Genomic DNA, 16,896 nt, shown 5'->3' on the forward strand with positions numbered 1-16,896 from the left:
TTTTTGCGTGTCGATGTTGGGACTTTACTTGCCTGCCGTTTCTTCCTTGGTCACTCGTTCGTGGTAGGCTGCGAACAGAAACTCCAGTCGCTCTTGCTCGGTGGCAAAGGGCTCGGGGCGGAAGCACCGCTCCACGGCCGCATCGAGGTGGGCCACGGCGGCCGCCAGCTCCGGCGTAAGGTCGTCGTGCCAATACCCATGCACGGGGATTTGGGCGGCGTGCGACTTGGGCGCCGCGTGCACGGCGGCCACGGCGGCTTCTACGGCGGCTACCTGCCCAGGGGTGGGGGCCAAGGGAAAGGGGAAATGATAGTAGGTAAGGGCGCCGTCGTTGCGGTAGCCATACTTCCAGGTGTCGCACAGCTGGCGCACCCAGGCGCCAAACATGGCCGAGATAATCAGCCCGAACAGGTAAGGGGTGGCCGGAGCAATGTATTCGACGCCGCTCGCAGCCATCATACCTGGAGCCAGTAAGGCTGCCGCCAAATGCTCTACCTCGGGGCGAATGCCCGGGGCCAGGGCAATGAAACCGGTGGCCACCGGCGCTTCGTCTTCCGACCAGTCGTAAGTCGATGCATCGGCCGTTCCGAAGGCCAAGGAGCTGTCCTGCCGGTACGCATGCACGGCATCGCGCATCTTGCGCAGCCGCGGCAGCTCCGGCCAAGCGTGGGCGGGCACTTCGGCCAGCCGCACGCACCACAGCCGCCTGGGGTCGCGGTAAAAGATGGACGACAGGAACGGGTGGACGTAAGACGCCGCGGCCGGCTCCCGGGCCAGTAGCGCGTGCCGTTGGTCTTCCGACAGCATGGTGTGCCCTCCATCGAATGGCGAGCTGCCTTCGGCAAGCCGCGGCACCGGGGCCAGGGGCCCGGTTCGGGGGGCAAACCAGGCATCGGGAGCAGCCAGCAGGTAGTGATTGATGTGGGGCACCAGTTGCAGGCGGGGTTCGCTCAGCGGGGTGTCGTAGGCAAACAGCTGCCGGGGCTGGCCCGTGGCCTTGCCCAGGCCCACCACCACGTTGCTGCCAGTGGCATGCCCACCGGGCAGCGCTTTCCAGGCAAACGGCCGGTGGGCAAACAAGAGGCTGAGGTCATAGTCCTGCAGCAACTCTTGCCATTCCGCGGCGCGGTTGGGGCCCTGCATGTCGTTTTTAAAAAGTATGAAAGCAGCGCGCACATGCAGCGCGTGCTGCATATACTTGGCTATCTGCTGCAAATTGCTGCCGCCCACATAGCGCGGCTCCGCCGAAGTGAGGCGGTCGGGGTGCCAGTATTTCGGGCTGACATCGCCGCTGTTCAGAAAATTGCTCAGGATAAAATCGACACCCGGAAACGTTGTTTCCCACCCCGCCGTGAGCTCAAAGCGGCACAGGATATGCGCAGCCTCCGCCACCGGCCGGCGCACAGACGGCTGCCCCAGGGCGGCCGCAAACTGCTGGTTCAGCTGGTGGTCTGCCAGCCAGAGGGCCAGCGCAGCCACCCGGGCCGGGAAGGTTTCGAGCGCCAGGCCGGCGCACTGGCTCAGCTTCACCCGCGGCACTGCTTCCGGGCGCGGCTTCCCTTCGGGTGCTTTGCCGCCGCGTGCCTGTACCACGGCCAGCTCCAGCAGGCGCAGCTCACGGTAAGCCACCACCAGCACGTTGCCGCCGCTGCAGGCGGGGTCGAACAGCTTGATGGTGCTGAGGCGCTGATGCAGGGCCTCCAGGCGGGCCGCGTCGTGGCCGGCCTGGGCCAGTTGCTGGTGCAGCTCGTCCAGAAACAACGGCCCGATGATTTTGAAAATGTGTACGTCGGGCGTGTAGCGCGCATCAAGCCATTGCCGCTTGTTGGGGTCATCCACGGCCAGAAACAGGGAGCCAAAAACGGTGGGGGAAATGCGCTCCCAGGCGCAGCGCGTGCAGGCCAGCAGCTGCTCGCGCAGCTCGGTCGTGAAGGCCGGCAGCGGCAGCGCTTCGCCAAACAGCGCTTCGCCCAGGTAGGGCAGCGTGGCCAGCCAGGGCGGTAGCTGGGCCGGGCGCTGAGCCACCGGATGGCTCAGCACCTGGAATAGCTCTTGCAGCCGCGCGGCGGTGTCGGCGCCGTCGGGGCGGGTGTGCGCTTCCAGCAGGTGCCGAAACTGATTTTTCTCGAAAATGCCGTTGTCTTCGGCAAAACAGCAGAAGGCCACGCGCACCAGCAGCTCTTCGAAGGCCCGGTCCTGGGCGGGTACTTCGCCGAAGCCCGTGGCGCGCAAGCCATCGTGCAGCTGCCCGAGCCGCTCAGCGGCTTCAAAGCTGGCAGGGTCGTCGGGCAGGTAGGGTGGAGTCGGGAACGGGAGGGGCATGGCGATGAAGGTAGGCAAAACGGGTTGAGGTTGCGCAAGTCTCTGGGCTGCCTTGTGCATCGGCTGTGCGCTGCTCGGTTGTTTCCGGCTGCTGCTTCCCCGACCATTGTGGCCGCAGTTGCGTACCAAGCCCAAAACCCACGCCCATGCTTCCCCGCACCCAAGCCCGTCCGCCTGCCACCTTCGACGCCGATGAGCGCCTGCGCTGGGTCGAGCGCATTGCCCGGCTCATGGACAGCCAGTTTGCGCTGCCCGGCACCCGCTTCCGCTTTGGCCTCGACCCGCTGCTGGGCCTGTTGCCCATAGTCGGCGACTTATCGACCACCGTGGTATCGGTGGCTTTGCTCCTGACCATGTTTCGGCACGGGGCCAGTGGGGCGCTGGTGGTGCGCATGGCCCTTAATATCCTCATCGATACGGTAGTGGGCGGCATTCCCATCCTCGGCAACCTGTTCGACTTTGCCTACAAAAGCAACGAGCGCAACGTGGCCCTGCTGCGCGCCCACTACGCCGAAGGCCGCCACACCGGCAGCGGCAAGGGTCTGGTGCTGCTCCTGCTGCTTTTCCTGGCTGCGGTAGTGGCGCTGGTGGGGTGGGGTAGCTACGAGCTGCTGCGCTGGGGCTGGCATTTCTTCAATCAATAGCCCCCTGCGACGTGGGATTCCCGATAAAAGTAAAAAGGCTGACCTTCTGGGTCAGCCTTTTGGGGTTGTAGAAAGAGCGGAAGCTTCTTGCCGCTACTGCCAGGTGTCGTTGCGCACCTGGCTGGTGCCGGTGGGCGTGAACACACGGTTCGAGCCGCCTTCGTAGAGCACGTTGCCGGCGGCGTCCTTGCGGATGTACTTGAATTGCACCGAGGTACCGCTGGTCAGGTTGATGGTGCCTTTCCACACGGGGTAAGCCGCACCGCTGAGCTTGATGGCGTTGGCCGTGTTCCAGGCGCCCAGTTGGGCGGTGCTGCCCAGCACGTACACGTCCTGGCCGGTCACGGTGTTGCTATACGTCACGTTAAACTGCACGGCCGTGGTGCCGGTGGCGGGCGGCGTGGTGGTGCCGCCGGGTACCCACACGGCATAGGAGCGGGCCCCCACCGGGAACACGGCGTAGCCGCTGGCGTTGGTGGTGATGCTGCCGGCGTTGTTGCCGGTGGCGTCGGTGAGCGTGGCGTTGGCGAAGGGCGTGGTGATGCCCTTGCTGGCGGCCGTGCTACCATCGTTCAGCAGCAGCAGCAGCCCTTTGTGGCTGGCGTCGCCGGCCCGCGAGTAGGCGTACACGTTGGTGTCGTTCACGCTGGTGTATTCGTTGGCCGCCCCGTAGGCATTGGCTTTGCGAATGGCGATGAGCTTCTTAATCTGCGCGCCCAGGCCGTACTCGTAAAAGTCGCGGTAGAATACGCAGGGGTAGCCCTTTTCGCGGGTCAGGATGTAGGCGTAGGCCAGCATCTTCAGGTTCACCACCGGTGAGTACAGGGCGCCGCCCTGCTGGTCGGTGTCGTGGTTGTCCACGAAGGAAACCGACAGCGGCCCGTTGGCCTCCGTGAAGCCGGCAAATTGTAGCCCGCGCATGTCCCAGGCACCGTTGCCGTTGCTCATGTCCTGAAACGTGTAGTGCAGCGGCACGTCGAACAGGCTGGTGCGGCCTCCGGTGGCGGCAGCGTAGTTGTTCAGGTCGGTCAGGTTGCGGAACCAGGCCTCGCTCACGGCGAAGCGGCCGCTGGTGCCCTTCACCGCATCCAGCCACTGGTTCACAAAGGGCGTGTACATGTGCTTGGTGGCGTCCAGCCGGTAGCCGTCCAGCCCGAGCTTGGTCGTAATCCAGTTGCCCCAGCCAATGGTTTCGTTCACGTTGGCCGCGTTGTTGTTGTACTGAATTTCGGAGCCCAGCAGGTTGTCGTAGGCATCACCGTTGGCGTAGGGCTGAAAGTCGTAGGCTTTCCACTGGTACCAGCCGTTGTTGGGCGCCTGCTGCGTGGCGGTGAAGTTCTGCCAGTGCCACTGGTAGCTGCTGTAGGTGTTGCCCCGGCCGGGGTAGGTGAAGCTCGTGTACACGTTGTACTGGCCGTTGGCCAGCTCCTGCGCATCGGCCGAGGTGAAGTGGTTCATCACCATGTCCTCGTATACCTGCACGCCCTGCCCGTGCAACGCCCCGATGGCGCTTTGCAGTTGGGCCAAGGTGCCGTAGCGCGTGGCCACGGTGCCTTTCTGGTTGAATTCGCCCAGGTCGTACCGGTCATACACGCCGTAGCCCACGTCCAGCGCGCCCGAGCCCTTATAAGCCGGCGGCAGCCACACGGCCGTGATGCCGGCCTGGCTCAGCTCGGTGGCTTTGCTGCCCAGGTTCTGCCACCAGGTGCCGGCAGGGGTCGTGGTGGGGACGTCCCAGTAGAAGCCCTGCATCATCACCCCGTTGGCCACGGTGGCGTTGGCGGTGGTAGGGGCCACGGCGACGGGTAGGCCGGCGTTGGGCTGGGTGGCCTCTTTGGCGCAGCCGGCAAGCAGCAGACTGGCGGCGAAGGAGATGCGGGTGACCCCGCGCAAGAAGTTTGTCATAAAGTGGTGGGAATGGTGAATGTTGGCCTCCAAGGTAGAGCGCCCTTCCCAAGCCACTGACGTGCAGAATTCTGGCTTTTTCAATATTGACAAAAGCCAGTGCAAACGATTGCATGATTACTATTTTGCGCCTCGCCGTATTGTTGCCAATTATGATTTTAGCAAAATCAAATGCAAAATATTTTCAGTATGCCAAGCATTCGCAACTAATGCTGTGTATAGTTGTAGTTTTATTGCCAGAACAAATTGTACGGAGAGCCCGGCGGCAATGAGCGGCAGCGGGTTAGCGCGCGGCGTCTACCCGGCCCGGTCCCAGCCAGCGCGCCACGGGGTAGCGGTTGTGGCCGGGCTCGTGGTAAGCCGAGTTCAGGTACACCCATTCCAGCTGGGCGGGGCCGTTGGCGGCAAAGGCGGGGTTGTCCTTCTTGAGTTTCTCCAGGCGCTCGCGCAAGGGCGCATCGCGGCGCAGCAGGTCGGCGGCCAAGTCTTCAAACACGTAGTCGGAGAAATGCTCTTTTTGTTGCAGCACGCTGTCGAAGAAGCCCCAGGCAAAGAAGGAGTCGGTGGCCTGCGGCTCCAGGGTTTCCATCAGGTAGCGCACCGGCGCGGCGTCGTTGAGGTACACCACAACGTCGCCGGCGTGGAAAGTAGCGGTTTCGGCCACCTTGCGAAGCTGTACCTGGCTGTGCACATAGTGGCCTTCGAAGGGCCGTGGCGTGGTTTTGAAATCCTCAAAATAGTACGTTTCTACCGGCACGGTCACGTCCTGGGTCAGGGGCTCGGGCAGGACACCGTTGCGGCGCAGAATGTCCAGCACTTCGCCCCAGGCTCTTGGGATGAGGTAGGCGGTGGGCCGGGTAGCCGACGCCGTGGGCTTGAACGTGTTGAAATACTTCACGGGCCGCGTGAAGGGCGCCGTGCGGTCGTAGTACAGCCGGGGCTGGCCGCTCACGTCGCTGGGCTTCGTCTTGCCCTCGTAGCCCCGGAACTGCACCGTTTCGTGCTGGCTGTCGTCGAGGATCCAGGCCAGCGGAAATAGTGTTTGGGCGGCCATGTCGGCCGCCGCCTTGGCGCGGGCGGCGGCCAGGGCATCGGCCTGCTGGCCCACGGTTTCGAGCATGGTTTTCAGGAAGTCGTACGTGGAATGCACCCGCGGCGCGAAGGCCTTGAGCATGTGCGTCTCGGGCATGAAGCCGATGGTGTTGAACAAAGCCGCATAGCCCGTAGAGTAGCGCGGGCTTTCCAGAAACGCCTGCAGGCCGCTCTCGGGCGTTTTGCCTTCAAAGTCCACGTAGGGCGTCATGGGCCACTTTTTCTGCTCCATGCCCTTGTAGAGCGCGGGCAGCAGCTGGCCCTGCAGGTAGCTGCCCAACGCCGGAGCCAGCTTGCTGTGCTGGGTGGCAATGAGCGTCATAGTATACTGATAGTCGGCGCCGTTGGAGGTGTGGGTTTCCACAAACACATCGGGCTGCCATTTTTGAAACAGGGCAGCAAACGAGCAGGCGTTGCGCGACTCCTGCTTGATGTAGTCGCGGTTCAAATCCAGGTGCCGGGCGTTGCCCCGGAAACCGTAAGCCGCCGGCCCGTTCTGGTTCACGCGGGTGGTGGAGTTGCGGTTCAGCATCCCGTCAATGTTGTAGACGGGCACGATGACGACCGTCACGTTGCCCAGCAGCTTCTGCAGCGACTTCTGCTGCATCAGGTCGCGGGCCAGCATCATGCTGGCGTCGATGCCTTCGGGCTCGCCGGGGTGAATGCCGTTCTGAATGAACAGGATGCGCCGGTTTTTGCGGCGGGTGCTGGCCGGGTCGGCGTCGCCGTCGGGGCTCAGCACCACTTCGTGCAGCGGCAGGCCGGCATCGGTGGGGCCGGCTTCGGCCAGGTGCAGGTGCTGTGGGTAGGCGGCGGCCAGCTTCTGGTAATAGGCCACGCATTCGGCGTAGGTGGCGGTGGTGTTGCCGGCGGGGTCGTTTTCGAACGGCGTGCGCCAGGCGGCCGGCGGAGTGGGGGCGAGGGACATCAGCGAAGCAAGGAGAATGGCAAACATGGCCGCAAATTCACTCTAAAACCCGAACCACGCCCCACGGCCGCCGTACCTTTGGCCACATCCCCATCAGCTGCCTTATGTCCGACGCCCCCACTCGCCCCCTCATTCTGGTTTCCAACGACGACGGTATCACCGCCCCCGGCATTCGCCACCTCGTCGAAATCGTCCAAGCCCTCGGGGCCGAGGTTGTGGTGGTAGCCCCCGATGCGCCGCAGTCGGGCATGGGCCACGCTATTACCATCGGCCACGCCCTGCGCCTCACCAAAAACCCGGTGTTCGGCCCCGACGTGGAAGCCTACGAGTGCTCCGGCACCCCGGCCGACTGCGTGAAAATTGCCAAGCACTACGTGCTGAAAGACCGCACGCCCGACCTCGTGGTGTCCGGCATTAACCACGGCTCCAATGCTTCCGTGAACGTGCTGTATTCCGGCACCATGTCGGCCGCTATTGAGGCCGCCATCGAGGGCCTGCCCGCCGTGGGCTTTTCGCTGTGCGAGTACGGTCCCAACGCTGACTTTTCGCACGTGGCCGACTGGGTGACGCAAGTGTGCCGCCACGCCCTCACCAACGGCATCCCCGTGGGCACGGCTCTGAACGTGAACATTCCCAAGAAGTCTGATACGCCCATTGCCGGCTTGCGCCTGGCCCGCCAGGCCCGCGCCAAGTGGCAGGAGGAGTTTGACCGCCGCCTCGACCCCTACCAGCGGCCGTATTACTGGCTCATCGGCTCGTTCATCAACCTCGACCACGGCACCGACACCGACGAGTGGGCGCTGGCGCGCAATTACGTTTCGGTGGTGCCCTGCCAATTCGACCTCACGGCCGCGCACGGCCTGGCCCACCTCAGCCAGCGCTGGCAGCTGCCCCTGCCCGAAGCCAACGAGGCAACGTCGGCGCCCCAACCCATTGCGGCCGAGGACTACGGCGTGGCCGCACCCGAATAGCCGCCGGGCTTTCAGGAGCCGGCGTGGCGGCGGGCAGTGCCTTTGGTGGCCGGCAGTGGCCGTACCAGCTTGGTGGGCATGGGCGCGTGGGCTGATTTGCGCACCACTACCGGGTGCGCCGTGGCTGTGGCCGACGTGCCGGCGCCCAGCCGATGCACGGCCACAAGTTCGACCGTCACGGCAATGGCCACCACCAGCAGCAGGCCCGAAATCAGGAGTTTCAGCAAGATATGCACGGGGAATTCCATAACTCCCCGAAGTTACTTGCACCCCTATGAAGGGGGCATGAACCCGGCCGTGGGTCCCGCTTCGGGCCCAAATTCCAGCACAAAAGCGGTGCCCCGACCCAGCTCCGACTCGGCCCGGAGCGTGGCCCCGTGAAAGCCGGCAATGGTTTTGGCAATGGGCAAGCCCAGCCCGTAGCCCTCGGGCGAGCCCGGCGCGTTGGCGTGGAATCGCCGAAACCGGTCAAACAGGTAGGGAAGGTGGTCGGGGGCAATGCCCGGGCCGGTGTCTTCCACGCGCAGGGTGTAGCTGCCCTGCGGCCCGGGCCGGCCCAGCACCCGGATGTGGCCGCCCTCGCGGTTGTACTTGATGGCGTTCGAGAGCAGGTTGCGAATGAGCGTGTGCATCAGGCTGGCGTTGGCCCGCGGGCGCACGTCGTTGCCGGTCATGTCCACTTCCAGGGTAATGTCGCGCTGCTGCCGGCGGTCGTCCAGCTCCTCGGCCACGTCGGCCACGGCGGCGCCCAGGGCCACGGCCTCTTCGCGCAGGTATTGCTCGTTTTCGATGTTGGCGATGAGCAGTAGGGTGCGCACGGTGTTGCGTAAACGGTAGAGCGTGCGCTGCGATTCCACTATCTGCTGGGCATGCACTTCGGGCAGCGAAGGGTCCTGCAGCATGTTCTCGAAGCGCGACTGCAGGATGCTGGCCGGGGTGAGCAGCTCGTGGCTCACGTTGCTCATAAACTCCCGCTCCTTGGCAAAAGCCGACTGCACCTGCCGCATCAGCGAGTTCAACCGGTCATCGAGCCGGCGGAAGTCAGTGGTGTCAGTTTCAACGGGTTCAAAATTAAAATCTGACGGCTGCCGAATGCCCCGCAGCTTGCGCACAATGAGCTCGCGCAGGGGCGCCAGCAGGTAGTGCGCCACCGCGGCATCGGACACCACCGTGAGCAGTGTGGCTGCAATGAGCACCCACAAGGCCAGCTGCCGCAGCGTGGCCGTGAGCAGTTCTACGGTTTCAAGCGAGGACCCGATTTCAAGGCGAAACGCCCGCCGGGCGGCCCCGCCGGGCGGCCGGGCAAAGCTCAGGATGCGGAAGTCTTCCACCTGCTCATCCACCTGCCGGGGCTCTTCAAAAATGCGCTCGGGGGGCAGCGGCGCGCCGGTCGGCAGCGGCGTCACGGTGATGTATTCCTGCTTGAAGATGTTGTAGTCGGCGTAGGTTTCGGCGCGCTCGCCCCGCTCAAACGCCACCAGGCCGTCGCGGGCGATGAGGGCCAGCACCCGCCGCTGCTGGTCGCGCAGGCGGTAGTCGGTGTGGGCCACGGCCACGCGCTGCACAATGGGCGGAATCACCAGCACCCCCAGCAGCACCAGCAGCAGCTTGGAAACGGCATTCGAGATGGCCAGCTTGGCTTCGAGGCGCATGCGGTGGCGGGTTGGTGGGGAAGTGGATTGGCGGAATAAACGGACAAAAAAACGTCATGCTGAGCGCAGCCGAAGCATCTCGCGTGCAATAGTAAATCCTGACGTTTGGATTACTATCACAAGCGAGATGCTTCGGCTGCGCTCAGCATGACGTTTTTCTTGAGAAAAAGCCGCCGCCTACTCCGCCGCGCGGTAGCCGATGCCGCGCACCGTTTCGAGGAAGTCGGATGGGCCGAACTGGGCCAGCTTCTTGCGCACGTTTTTGATGTGCACGTCGATGTAGTTGGAATCGGAGTCATCTTCCAGCACGTTGCCCCACAGGTGCTCGCCCAGCTGCAGGCGCGTGAGCACCCGGCCGCGGTGCAGCAGCAGGTAGTGCAGCAGGTCAAACTCTTTTTTGGTGAGGGGCACTTCCTGGCCGCCGTGGCGCACCAGGCGGGCGTTGGGGTCCATGCTAAAGCCGTTGCCGAAATTGATTTCGGGGCGCTTGAGGTTGAATTTGCGGCGCGTGATGGCCTGCATGCGGCTGGTGAGCTCCAGCAGCGAGAAGGGCTTGGGCAGGTAGTCGTCGGCCCCGAGGTCGAGGCCACGAATGCGGTCATCGAGGGCGCCGCGGGCGGTGAGGATGATGAAAGAGGCCTCCTGGTTTTCGTTGAGGCGGGCTTCCTTGAGCAGGTCGAGGCCGTCGCCGCCGGGCAGGCCCAGGTCGAGGAGCACGAAGTCGTAGCTGCTCACGTACAGCTTTTCGGACGCTTCGGCGTAGGTGTAGGCCGAATCGACCAAATACTGGGCCTGAAGGAGAAATTGACGCATTTCCTGGTGCAGGCTTTTTTCGTCTTCGATGAGCAGGACGTGCATGGCGGGGGGCGGGTAAGGGTCGGAATGAAGTTAACGGGTGCAACATACGCCACGGCGGCCTGAAGGCCACATGAAGCAAATTTGTGGTCCGGCAGAAAACCATTCGGGTTTGTGGTGTAATTTGCTCGGGCAACCCGAAGCCCATTCTTCCCCCATGACTGCACGTTTTCCCTTCCGCCTTCTTTTTCTGCTTGCTGTACTGGCCGGCCTGGCCAGCCGCCCCGTGGCCGCCCAAACCAAAGCCGCGCCCAAAACCAAAGCAAAACCCATCGTGACGACGATTTACATCGTGCGCCACGCCGAAAAAGATTCTACCTCGAACCCCGCCGACCCCGCGCTGTCGGCCGTGGGCCAGGTGCGGGCCCAGGCCCTGCGTCAAACGCTGGAGCGCCGCCACCCCGCCGCGCTTTTCACCACCAACACCGTGCGCACCCGCGCCACCCTGGCCCCGCTGGCCGCCGCCACCAAGCTGGAGCCCAAGGAGTACGACCCGCGCCGGGGTCGCGACCTCGCCGACCTCATTCTCAAGGATTATGCTGGCAAGTCGGTCGTCATCGTGGGCCATTCCAACAACGTGCTGTCACTCATCGATGACTTTGGGGCCGTGCCGCCGGTCGACGAAATTGCCGACAACGAGTACGACTACCTGTTCACGGTGCGCGTGGCCGACGGCGTGTCGCCCACGGCCGAAGTGCGCGGCTACGGCGCCGAGCGCAAGCCCGCCGGCAAGCTGAAAGCCGCGCCGGCCGCCATGGCTCCCATGAAATAAATCTTCTTTTTCTGGCCCCATTGTCGGCCACCCGCGCGGGCTCACTCGGCCGCGGCGCGGGTGGCCGACGTACTTTCGCGTTTGCCTGGCGGTCTTCGCCGGGTTCACCTGGTTATTGCCCCATGCCCAGCTTCGTTCTCAAAACTTTCTTGTGCGCCAGCGCTGCCCTGGTGCTCAGCACCCCGGCTACCCACGCGCAGCTTCGCAAAAAAAGCCGCCCCGCCCCGGTGGCCGCCGCCAGACCAGACCGCACCGACTCGGTGGCGCTGCGCAAAATCTTCGACGAAGCCCTGCTGCGCGGCGAGAGCTACGAAAACCTGCGCTACCTCACCGGCAACATCGGCCCGCGCCTGTCGGGCTCGCCGCAGGCCCAGATGGCCGTGGACTGGGGCAAGGCCACCATGGAAAAAGCCGGCTTCGACCGCGTGTACCTGCAGGAGGTGATGGTGCCGCACTGGGTGCGCGGCGGCAAGGAGAAGGGCGAAATCGTGGGCAACAAAGGCAAGGAAATCAAGGTGCCGGTGTGCGCGCTGGGCGGCTCGGTGGGCACCGGTGGCAAGCTTAAGGCCGGCGTGGTGGAGGTGCACAGCTTCGAGGAGCTGAAAAAGCTGCCCGACGAGGCCGTGAAAGGCAAGTTCGTGTTCTACAACCGGCCATTTGATGACGCGCTGATTGAGCCGGGCCAGGCCTACGGGCGCGCCGGCGACCAGCGCCGCAGCGGCGCCATCGAGGCCGCCCGGCGCGGCGCGGTGGGCGCGCTGGTGCGCTCCCTCACCAGCGCCCGCGACGACAACCCGCACACGGGCACCATGCAGTACGACCCGGCCGTGCCCAAAGTGCCCGGCGCTGCCCTCAGCACCAACGCCGCCGACCAGCTCAGCCAGCTGCTGAAGGCCAACCCCGAGCTGCAGTTTGAGCTGGAAATGGAATGTATCACGCTGCCCGACGAGAAAAGCTACAACGTGGTGGGCGAAATCCGGGGCAGCAAGTTTCCGCAGGAAATCATCACCGTGGGCGGCCACCTCGACTCCTGGGACCTGGCCCAGGGCGCCCACGACGACGGCACCGGCTGCGTGCAAAGCATCGAGGCGCTGCGCCTGCTGCGCGCCGCCGGCTACAAGCCCGAGCGCACCGTGCGGGCCGTGCTGTTTATGAACGAAGAAAACGGCACCCGCGGCGGCAACGAGTACGCTCGCCTGGCCGCCCAGAACAAGGAAACGCACGTGGCCGCCATCGAGTCGGACGGCGGCGGATTCACGCCGCGCGGCTTCGGTCTGGAATCGGACGCCGCCACCCTGGCCAAAGTAGCCAGCTGGGCGCCGCTGCTCAAGCCATACAACGTGGACGACATCACCGCCGGCCACGGCGGCACCGACATCGAGCCCCTGAAAGCTGCCGTGCAGCCGAAGGCCCTCATCGGCTACAAATGCGACTCGCAGCGCTACTTCGACATTCACCACACGGCCGCCGATACCTTCGACAAGGTGAACCGCCGCGAGCTGGAGCTTGGCAGCGCCAGCATGGCCTCGCTGATTTACCTGCTGAGCAAATACGGGCTGTAGCCAGCTGCCAACAACCCGCAACCAAACTAGCCGGCGGATGAGTTAGGAGGGAGCAAACGTGTGTACCCAACTGTGAACAAAAGGTCTTTTACGAAGCTGCGGCGAGGCCTCTGCGTGGGCGTGCTGCTGCTGCCGGCGCTGGTTCGGCCCGCGGCCGGGCAGGGGAGAAGCGCCGAGCCAACGGCCCGCTACTGGGTGACGCTGCGCGACAAAACCGGGGCGCGCTTCGCCCCAAATCAATATTTTTCGGTCGAAGCGCAGGCCCGCCGCGCCCGCCAGCACCTGCCCGCCTACGACGCTACCGACCTGCCCGTGCGCCCCGATTACGTGGCCGCCGTGGCCGCGCACGTCGATACCGTGACGCTGGTGAGCCGCTGGTTCAATGCCGTGGCGTGCCGGGCCACGCCGGCGCAGGCGCAGGCCCTGGCGGCGCTGCCCGGCGTGCGGGCCGTGGTGCCCTGGCCCTTGCGGGAGGCGCAGGCTGCCCGATTTTCGAGGGTGAAGCCATCTGAGTCTCCAGTCCTAAGCCCGCGGCCACCCAAGCCGCTGTCGGCCAACGACTACCTGCTGGCCCGGCGCCAAATCGCTCACCTCGACGGCCCGGCACTGCGCGCCGCCGGGCTGGATGGGCGCGGCATGCGCATTGCGGTGTTTGATGTGGGCTTTCGGGGGCTGCCCGAGCACCCGGCGTTTCAGCAACTGGTGGCCGACAAGCGCATTGTGGCCACCCACGACTTTTTGCGCAACGCCGACAACGTGTTTTTGGGCGGCAGCCACGGCACCGAGGTAATGGGCTGCCTGGCCGGCCGCCTGCCCGGCCGACCCGACGGCTCGGCCGGCCCCGCCCTGGGCTTGGCCCCGGCCGCCGACTACCTGCTGGCCCGCACTGAGCAGCTGCACCGCGAGCGCTACGCCGAAGAAGAAGCCTGGCTGGCCGCCGTGGAGTGGGCCGACCGCCTCGGGGCCGACATCATCAACTCGTCGCTGGCTTACACCGAGCAGCGCTATTTCCCCGAGCACATGGACGGCCGCCGCAGCCTGATAGCGCGGGCCGCCAATCTGGCCGCCCGCAAAGGCATGCTGGTGGTGAGCGCCGCCGGCAACGACGGCGACAACGACTGGGTGCGCATTGGCACGCCGGCCGATGCCGACTCGGTGCTGGCCGTGGGCGGGCTCGACCCGGAAACCGGCCTGCACGTCGATTTCAGCTCCTATGGTCCCACCGCCGACCGCCGTCCCAAGCCCAACGTGGCCGCCTTCGGCATCGTGCTCACTACCACCACCGACGAATACGAGCGGCTGGAAGGTACCTCGTTTTCGGCGCCGCTGATGGCGGGGTTTGCGGCCTGTGTGTGGCAGCAGCAGCGCCAGCTCACGGCCATGCAGCTGTTTCGGGGGCTGGAGCAGGCGGCGGAGCTGTACCCGTATTTCGATTATGCCCACGGCTTCGGCCGGCCGCGATTGGCGCGCTTTGGGCAGGGCCAGGGCACGCCGTCAGCTGCGCCCACCTTCGATTTTGTGCCGCACGACAGCCTGGTGGCCGTGGTCATCAGGCCCGATGCGGCCGTGCGCCCGGCCGAAGTGCTGCCCCTCATAGCCGACCAAAACGGTGCGGTGCTGGCCGCCGAGCTGCTGGGCGAAGAAAAGGCCCCGGCCGATGGCAACACGCCCCGCGTGGGCCGCGAGCAACCCGTGCCCGGCAGCAGCCCGCCGCTGGCGCCCCTGCCCGAGCCCAATTACCCGGCCTACCTGTACTGGAACCTGGCCGACCGCCGCGGCGTGCTGCACCGCTACGAAACCCGCGCCGTGACCCAGCGCCTGGTGCTGCAGGTGCCGCGCCGGCTGCTGCGCGGCGGCGAAGCGCTAAGGGTGCACTTCAAAGGCTACACCGGAAGCTATTCAGAATGAGTGAGGCAATGGCATCCTACTTTCAACACGAGGCCGACGCTCCCGGGCGCCGGGTGAGGCTGGCGCTGCTGACGGGCTTGCTACTGGTCCTGCTGGCCCGGCCCGAGGCGCGGGCCCAGCAGGTGCTGGTGCAAGCCAACGTCGCCGACGATACCATCAAAACCATTTTCGGGCCCAACCGGCGGTATTTCGCGCACGGTTATTTCGCCTATGGGCTGCTGGCGGGCGGCGCAGGCACGCCATTGCGCTACGGGCTGGGCTCGGCCGAGTTGCGGGCCGGGGGGCGCTTCAAGGTGCGCTTCTCCCAAAGCCTGGCCCTGAATTTCGACCTCGGCTACGCCTACCAGCACCTTGACTTAGACCAGAAGCCCGGCAAAACCGTGCCCACGCCCACGCTGCACCGCAGCGAAAGCCTGGGCCTGCACCAGATATATGCCGAAACCAGCCTGCGCCTCAACGCCGGGCGGCGCGGCAACTCGGTGGGCCGCTACCTCGACCTGCTGGCGGGCGGCGGCTGGGTGGCTGGCACGAGCCACACCACCGAGGACGAGCCCGGTCCCGGCATTGGCTCGGTCGAAACCACCGAGCGGGGCTTGCCTTATATGCGCCGCTGGACCGGCACCGTGGGCGCCCGTCTGGGCATCGACCGCTACGCTTTCGTGGCGCGGCGCCGCTTCACGCCCGCGTTTGCGCCGGCCTACGCCGCCTGGCCCGAGCTGTCCCGCTGGGTGCTGGGCCTGGAAATCGGCCTGTTCTAGCCCGGAAGCGTGGCCCGCTAAATCCCCGGGCTGGCGTTTATCGTAAAAAAACGCGACAGCCGCGTTGCGGCAGGTGGCGCGTATAGTCATAGCGCCATTTTCCTCCCTTACCTTCGTGCGTCCGGCCACTTTGCGCGCCGGTATTTCTACATGAAAACTCACTCCTTCAAAGCCGCGGCCGTGTTAGCGCTGGCTGCGGGTCTCGTTCAACTTTCTTCCTGCGTCAGCACCGAGCGGGAAGTGAGCACCTCTTCTGCCGACCCGCGCACCACCTACACGCCGCCGCCCGCCGGCTCCCGTGTGCGCGTCAACAACAAAACCGTGCTCAACACGGTGAGCACCACCCACGCCTTCTCGAACCCCGCCGCGCCCGATAATTTCATCTTGCAGCTGCGCGGGCCCCGCGTGATTACGGCCCAGGCCCACCTCATCGTGACCAACAGCAAGGGCGACACCCTGCGCCACGAAGTGCTGCCGGCCCGCGCCCTGCTTAGCGAAAAATCCCTGGCCGACCCGCAGGCCGCCAGCGTGCGCGACCAGGAAATTGCCATTTTGCAGGGCATGAACAACTTTTTTGCCGACGGCCACTTCATTCAGCCGGCCATATCGCCCGGGGCGGAGCAGCCGGCTGAGATGGACACCAAAACCTGGGCCGCCCTGCGCGAAGACCCCGCCACCGTGGGTTTCGACTTCGTGGGGGCCGGCGGCGCCGAGCACCGCATTGCCTTTGCCCGCAAGCTGGGCAAGGCCGTCATCATCAGTCAGTAACTCCGGCTGACAAAGGCCTGCTTTCCTGAATACTCATCATTTCTCTGTTGCTTTTCCCATGAAGTTCTTCCTGTCATTTGTTGCCGTTTTAGTCGCCATTCTGGTCTTCATTCGGTTTGTGCCTTCGGCCCCCATCAACCCCGTGCTGCCCGTGGAGCAGGGCCAGGAAGAAGTGAACGGCCACAATGCTGAAGTGCCCAAGGGTTCGGGTGAGGAGGAAGAAGGCGAAGAAGGCCACAGCAGTACGAGCATTGCGCCCGTGGCCCCCGGCCAGACCTACGGCGCCGCCATCAGCCCCGAAGGCGCCCTGCCCATGACCGCCCTGAACACCGCGCTTGGCGCCAGCGACTCGGCCCAGGTGAAACTGGTGGGCAAGGCTTCGGCCGTGTGCCAGGCCAAAGGCTGCTGGATGACCCTGCCCACCGCCGACGGCAAGCAGATGCGCGTGCGCTTTAAGGATTACGCCTTTTTCGTGCCCAAAGACCTGAGCGGCCACGAGGTGGTGGTGAGCGGTTGGGCCCACCGCAGCACGGTGCCCAAATCAGAGCTGCAGCACTACGCCAAAGACGCTGGCAAGTCGGATAAAGAAGTGGCGGCCATCACGCAGGACGAGCAGCAGCTCACTTTTATGGCCGACGGGGTGCGCGTGCTGAACTAGCATTACCCGCTGAGCTTGAAAGCAGTAGAAAGGCCACCCGCTGAGGTGGCCTTTTTCGTGTCTTAACGCATATTGAAGCGCTGGCGTAGCTTGCGCTACCA

Annotated in this window: 14 protein-coding genes; 8 read left to right on the top strand and 6 right to left on the bottom strand. The window is 65.0% G+C overall.

Features of this window, described 5'->3' with window-relative positions:
• Window positions 1-24: 24 nt before the first annotated feature.
• Window positions 25-2,322 (bottom strand): DNA methyltransferase, encoded by a 2,298-nt coding sequence (locus MUN81_RS11305; RefSeq protein ID WP_245110447.1) that lies wholly within the window; start codon window positions 2,320-2,322, stop codon window positions 25-27.
• A gap of 146 nt (window positions 2,323-2,468) precedes the next feature.
• On the opposite strand from MUN81_RS11305, the gene MUN81_RS11310 reads away from it, so the two are divergent.
• A complete protein-coding gene (locus tag MUN81_RS11310; RefSeq protein ID WP_245110448.1) occupies window positions 2,469-2,966 on the top strand; it encodes a DUF4112 domain-containing protein in 498 nt (165 codons plus the stop codon).
• A 93-nt stretch (window positions 2,967-3,059) separates the two neighbouring features.
• On the opposite strand, the gene MUN81_RS11315 is transcribed toward MUN81_RS11310, so the two are convergent.
• The gene (locus MUN81_RS11315; RefSeq protein WP_245110450.1) at window positions 3,060-4,871 is read right to left on the bottom strand and encodes an alpha-amylase domain-containing protein; all 1,812 of its coding nucleotides are present in this window, start codon (window positions 4,869-4,871) and stop codon (window positions 3,060-3,062) included.
• A gap of 283 nt (window positions 4,872-5,154) precedes the next feature.
• Window positions 5,155-6,891 (bottom strand): M14 family metallopeptidase, encoded by a 1,737-nt coding sequence (locus tag MUN81_RS11320; RefSeq protein WP_245110452.1) that lies wholly within the window; start codon window positions 6,889-6,891, stop codon window positions 5,155-5,157.
• A gap of 104 nt (window positions 6,892-6,995) precedes the next feature.
• On the opposite strand from MUN81_RS11320, the gene surE reads away from it, so the two are divergent.
• Window positions 6,996-7,862 (top strand): 5'/3'-nucleotidase SurE, encoded by an 867-nt coding sequence (gene surE, locus MUN81_RS11325; protein ID WP_245110454.1) that lies wholly within the window; start codon window positions 6,996-6,998, stop codon window positions 7,860-7,862.
• Window positions 7,863-7,873: 11 nt separating this feature from the next.
• Here surE and MUN81_RS11330 read toward each other — a convergent pair whose 3' ends face one another.
• From MUN81_RS11330 to MUN81_RS11340, 3 genes are all read right to left on the bottom strand, one after another.
• Window positions 7,874-8,089, bottom strand: a complete 216-nt coding sequence (locus tag MUN81_RS11330; RefSeq protein ID WP_245110456.1) for a hypothetical protein — start codon at window positions 8,087-8,089, stop codon at window positions 7,874-7,876.
• 45 nt (window positions 8,090-8,134) lie between these two features.
• Window positions 8,135-9,514: a HAMP domain-containing sensor histidine kinase gene (locus tag MUN81_RS11335; RefSeq protein WP_245110457.1), complete on the bottom strand. Its 1,380-nt coding sequence runs from the start codon at window positions 9,512-9,514 to the stop codon at window positions 8,135-8,137.
• 177 nt (window positions 9,515-9,691) lie between these two features.
• Window positions 9,692-10,372, bottom strand: coding sequence for a response regulator transcription factor (locus MUN81_RS11340; protein WP_245110459.1), 681 nt, complete (start codon window positions 10,370-10,372; stop codon window positions 9,692-9,694).
• 154 nt (window positions 10,373-10,526) lie between these two features.
• Between MUN81_RS11340 and MUN81_RS11345 the strand changes: the two genes are divergently transcribed.
• From MUN81_RS11345 to MUN81_RS11370, 6 genes are all read left to right on the top strand, one after another.
• Window positions 10,527-11,141 (top strand): phosphoglycerate mutase family protein, encoded by a 615-nt coding sequence (locus tag MUN81_RS11345; protein WP_245110461.1) that lies wholly within the window; start codon window positions 10,527-10,529, stop codon window positions 11,139-11,141.
• Window positions 11,142-11,263: 122 nt separating this feature from the next.
• On the top strand, window positions 11,264-12,703 hold the full coding sequence (locus tag MUN81_RS11350; RefSeq protein ID WP_245110462.1) for a M20/M25/M40 family metallo-hydrolase: 1,440 nt from the start codon (window positions 11,264-11,266) through the stop codon (window positions 12,701-12,703).
• Between the two features lie 72 nt (window positions 12,704-12,775).
• On the top strand, window positions 12,776-14,611 hold the full coding sequence (locus MUN81_RS11355; RefSeq protein WP_245110463.1) for a S8 family serine peptidase: 1,836 nt from the start codon (window positions 12,776-12,778) through the stop codon (window positions 14,609-14,611).
• A gap of 8 nt (window positions 14,612-14,619) precedes the next feature.
• Window positions 14,620-15,369 carry a hypothetical protein gene (locus MUN81_RS11360; protein ID WP_245110465.1) on the top strand — a complete coding sequence of 250 codons (750 nt, stop codon included), beginning with the start codon at window positions 14,620-14,622 and terminating at the stop codon, window positions 15,367-15,369.
• A gap of 150 nt (window positions 15,370-15,519) precedes the next feature.
• Window positions 15,520-16,137, top strand: coding sequence for a hypothetical protein (locus tag MUN81_RS11365; RefSeq protein ID WP_245110466.1), 618 nt, complete (start codon window positions 15,520-15,522; stop codon window positions 16,135-16,137).
• A gap of 58 nt (window positions 16,138-16,195) precedes the next feature.
• The gene (locus MUN81_RS11370; RefSeq protein WP_245110468.1) at window positions 16,196-16,795 is read left to right on the top strand and encodes a DUF4920 domain-containing protein; all 600 of its coding nucleotides are present in this window, start codon (window positions 16,196-16,198) and stop codon (window positions 16,793-16,795) included.
• Window positions 16,796-16,896: the final 101 nt, after the last annotated feature.

It is taken from the genome of Hymenobacter sp. 5317J-9, assembly GCF_022921075.1.
Classification (GTDB): domain Bacteria; phylum Bacteroidota; class Bacteroidia; order Cytophagales; family Hymenobacteraceae; genus Hymenobacter.

Bases quoted from the DNA above. Each gene is read 5' to 3' on its own strand.
- MUN81_RS11365 (WP_245110466.1), top strand. From the start codon at position 15,520: ATGAAAACTCACTCCTTCAAAGCCGCGGCCGTGTTAGCGCTGGCTGCG.
- MUN81_RS11310 (WP_245110448.1), top strand. From the start codon at position 2,469: ATGCTTCCCCGCACCCAAGCCCGTCCGCCTGCCACCTTCGACGCCGAT.
- MUN81_RS11370 (WP_245110468.1), top strand. From the start codon at position 16,196: ATGAAGTTCTTCCTGTCATTTGTTGCCGTTTTAGTCGCCATTCTGGTC.
- MUN81_RS11345 (WP_245110461.1), top strand. From the start codon at position 10,527: ATGACTGCACGTTTTCCCTTCCGCCTTCTTTTTCTGCTTGCTGTACTG.
- MUN81_RS11360 (WP_245110465.1), top strand. From the start codon at position 14,620: ATGGCATCCTACTTTCAACACGAGGCCGACGCTCCCGGGCGCCGGGTG.
- MUN81_RS11305 (WP_245110447.1), bottom strand. From the start codon at position 2,322: ATGCCCCTCCCGTTCCCGACTCCACCCTACCTGCCCGACGACCCTGCC.
- MUN81_RS11315 (WP_245110450.1), bottom strand. From the start codon at position 4,871: ATGACAAACTTCTTGCGCGGGGTCACCCGCATCTCCTTCGCCGCCAGT.
- MUN81_RS11350 (WP_245110462.1), top strand. From the start codon at position 11,264: ATGCCCAGCTTCGTTCTCAAAACTTTCTTGTGCGCCAGCGCTGCCCTG.
- MUN81_RS11340 (WP_245110459.1), bottom strand. From the start codon at position 10,372: ATGCACGTCCTGCTCATCGAAGACGAAAAAAGCCTGCACCAGGAAATG.
- surE (WP_245110454.1), top strand. From the start codon at position 6,996: ATGTCCGACGCCCCCACTCGCCCCCTCATTCTGGTTTCCAACGACGAC.
- MUN81_RS11335 (WP_245110457.1), bottom strand. From the start codon at position 9,514: ATGCGCCTCGAAGCCAAGCTGGCCATCTCGAATGCCGTTTCCAAGCTG.
- MUN81_RS11320 (WP_245110452.1), bottom strand. From the start codon at position 6,891: ATGTCCCTCGCCCCCACTCCGCCGGCCGCCTGGCGCACGCCGTTCGAA.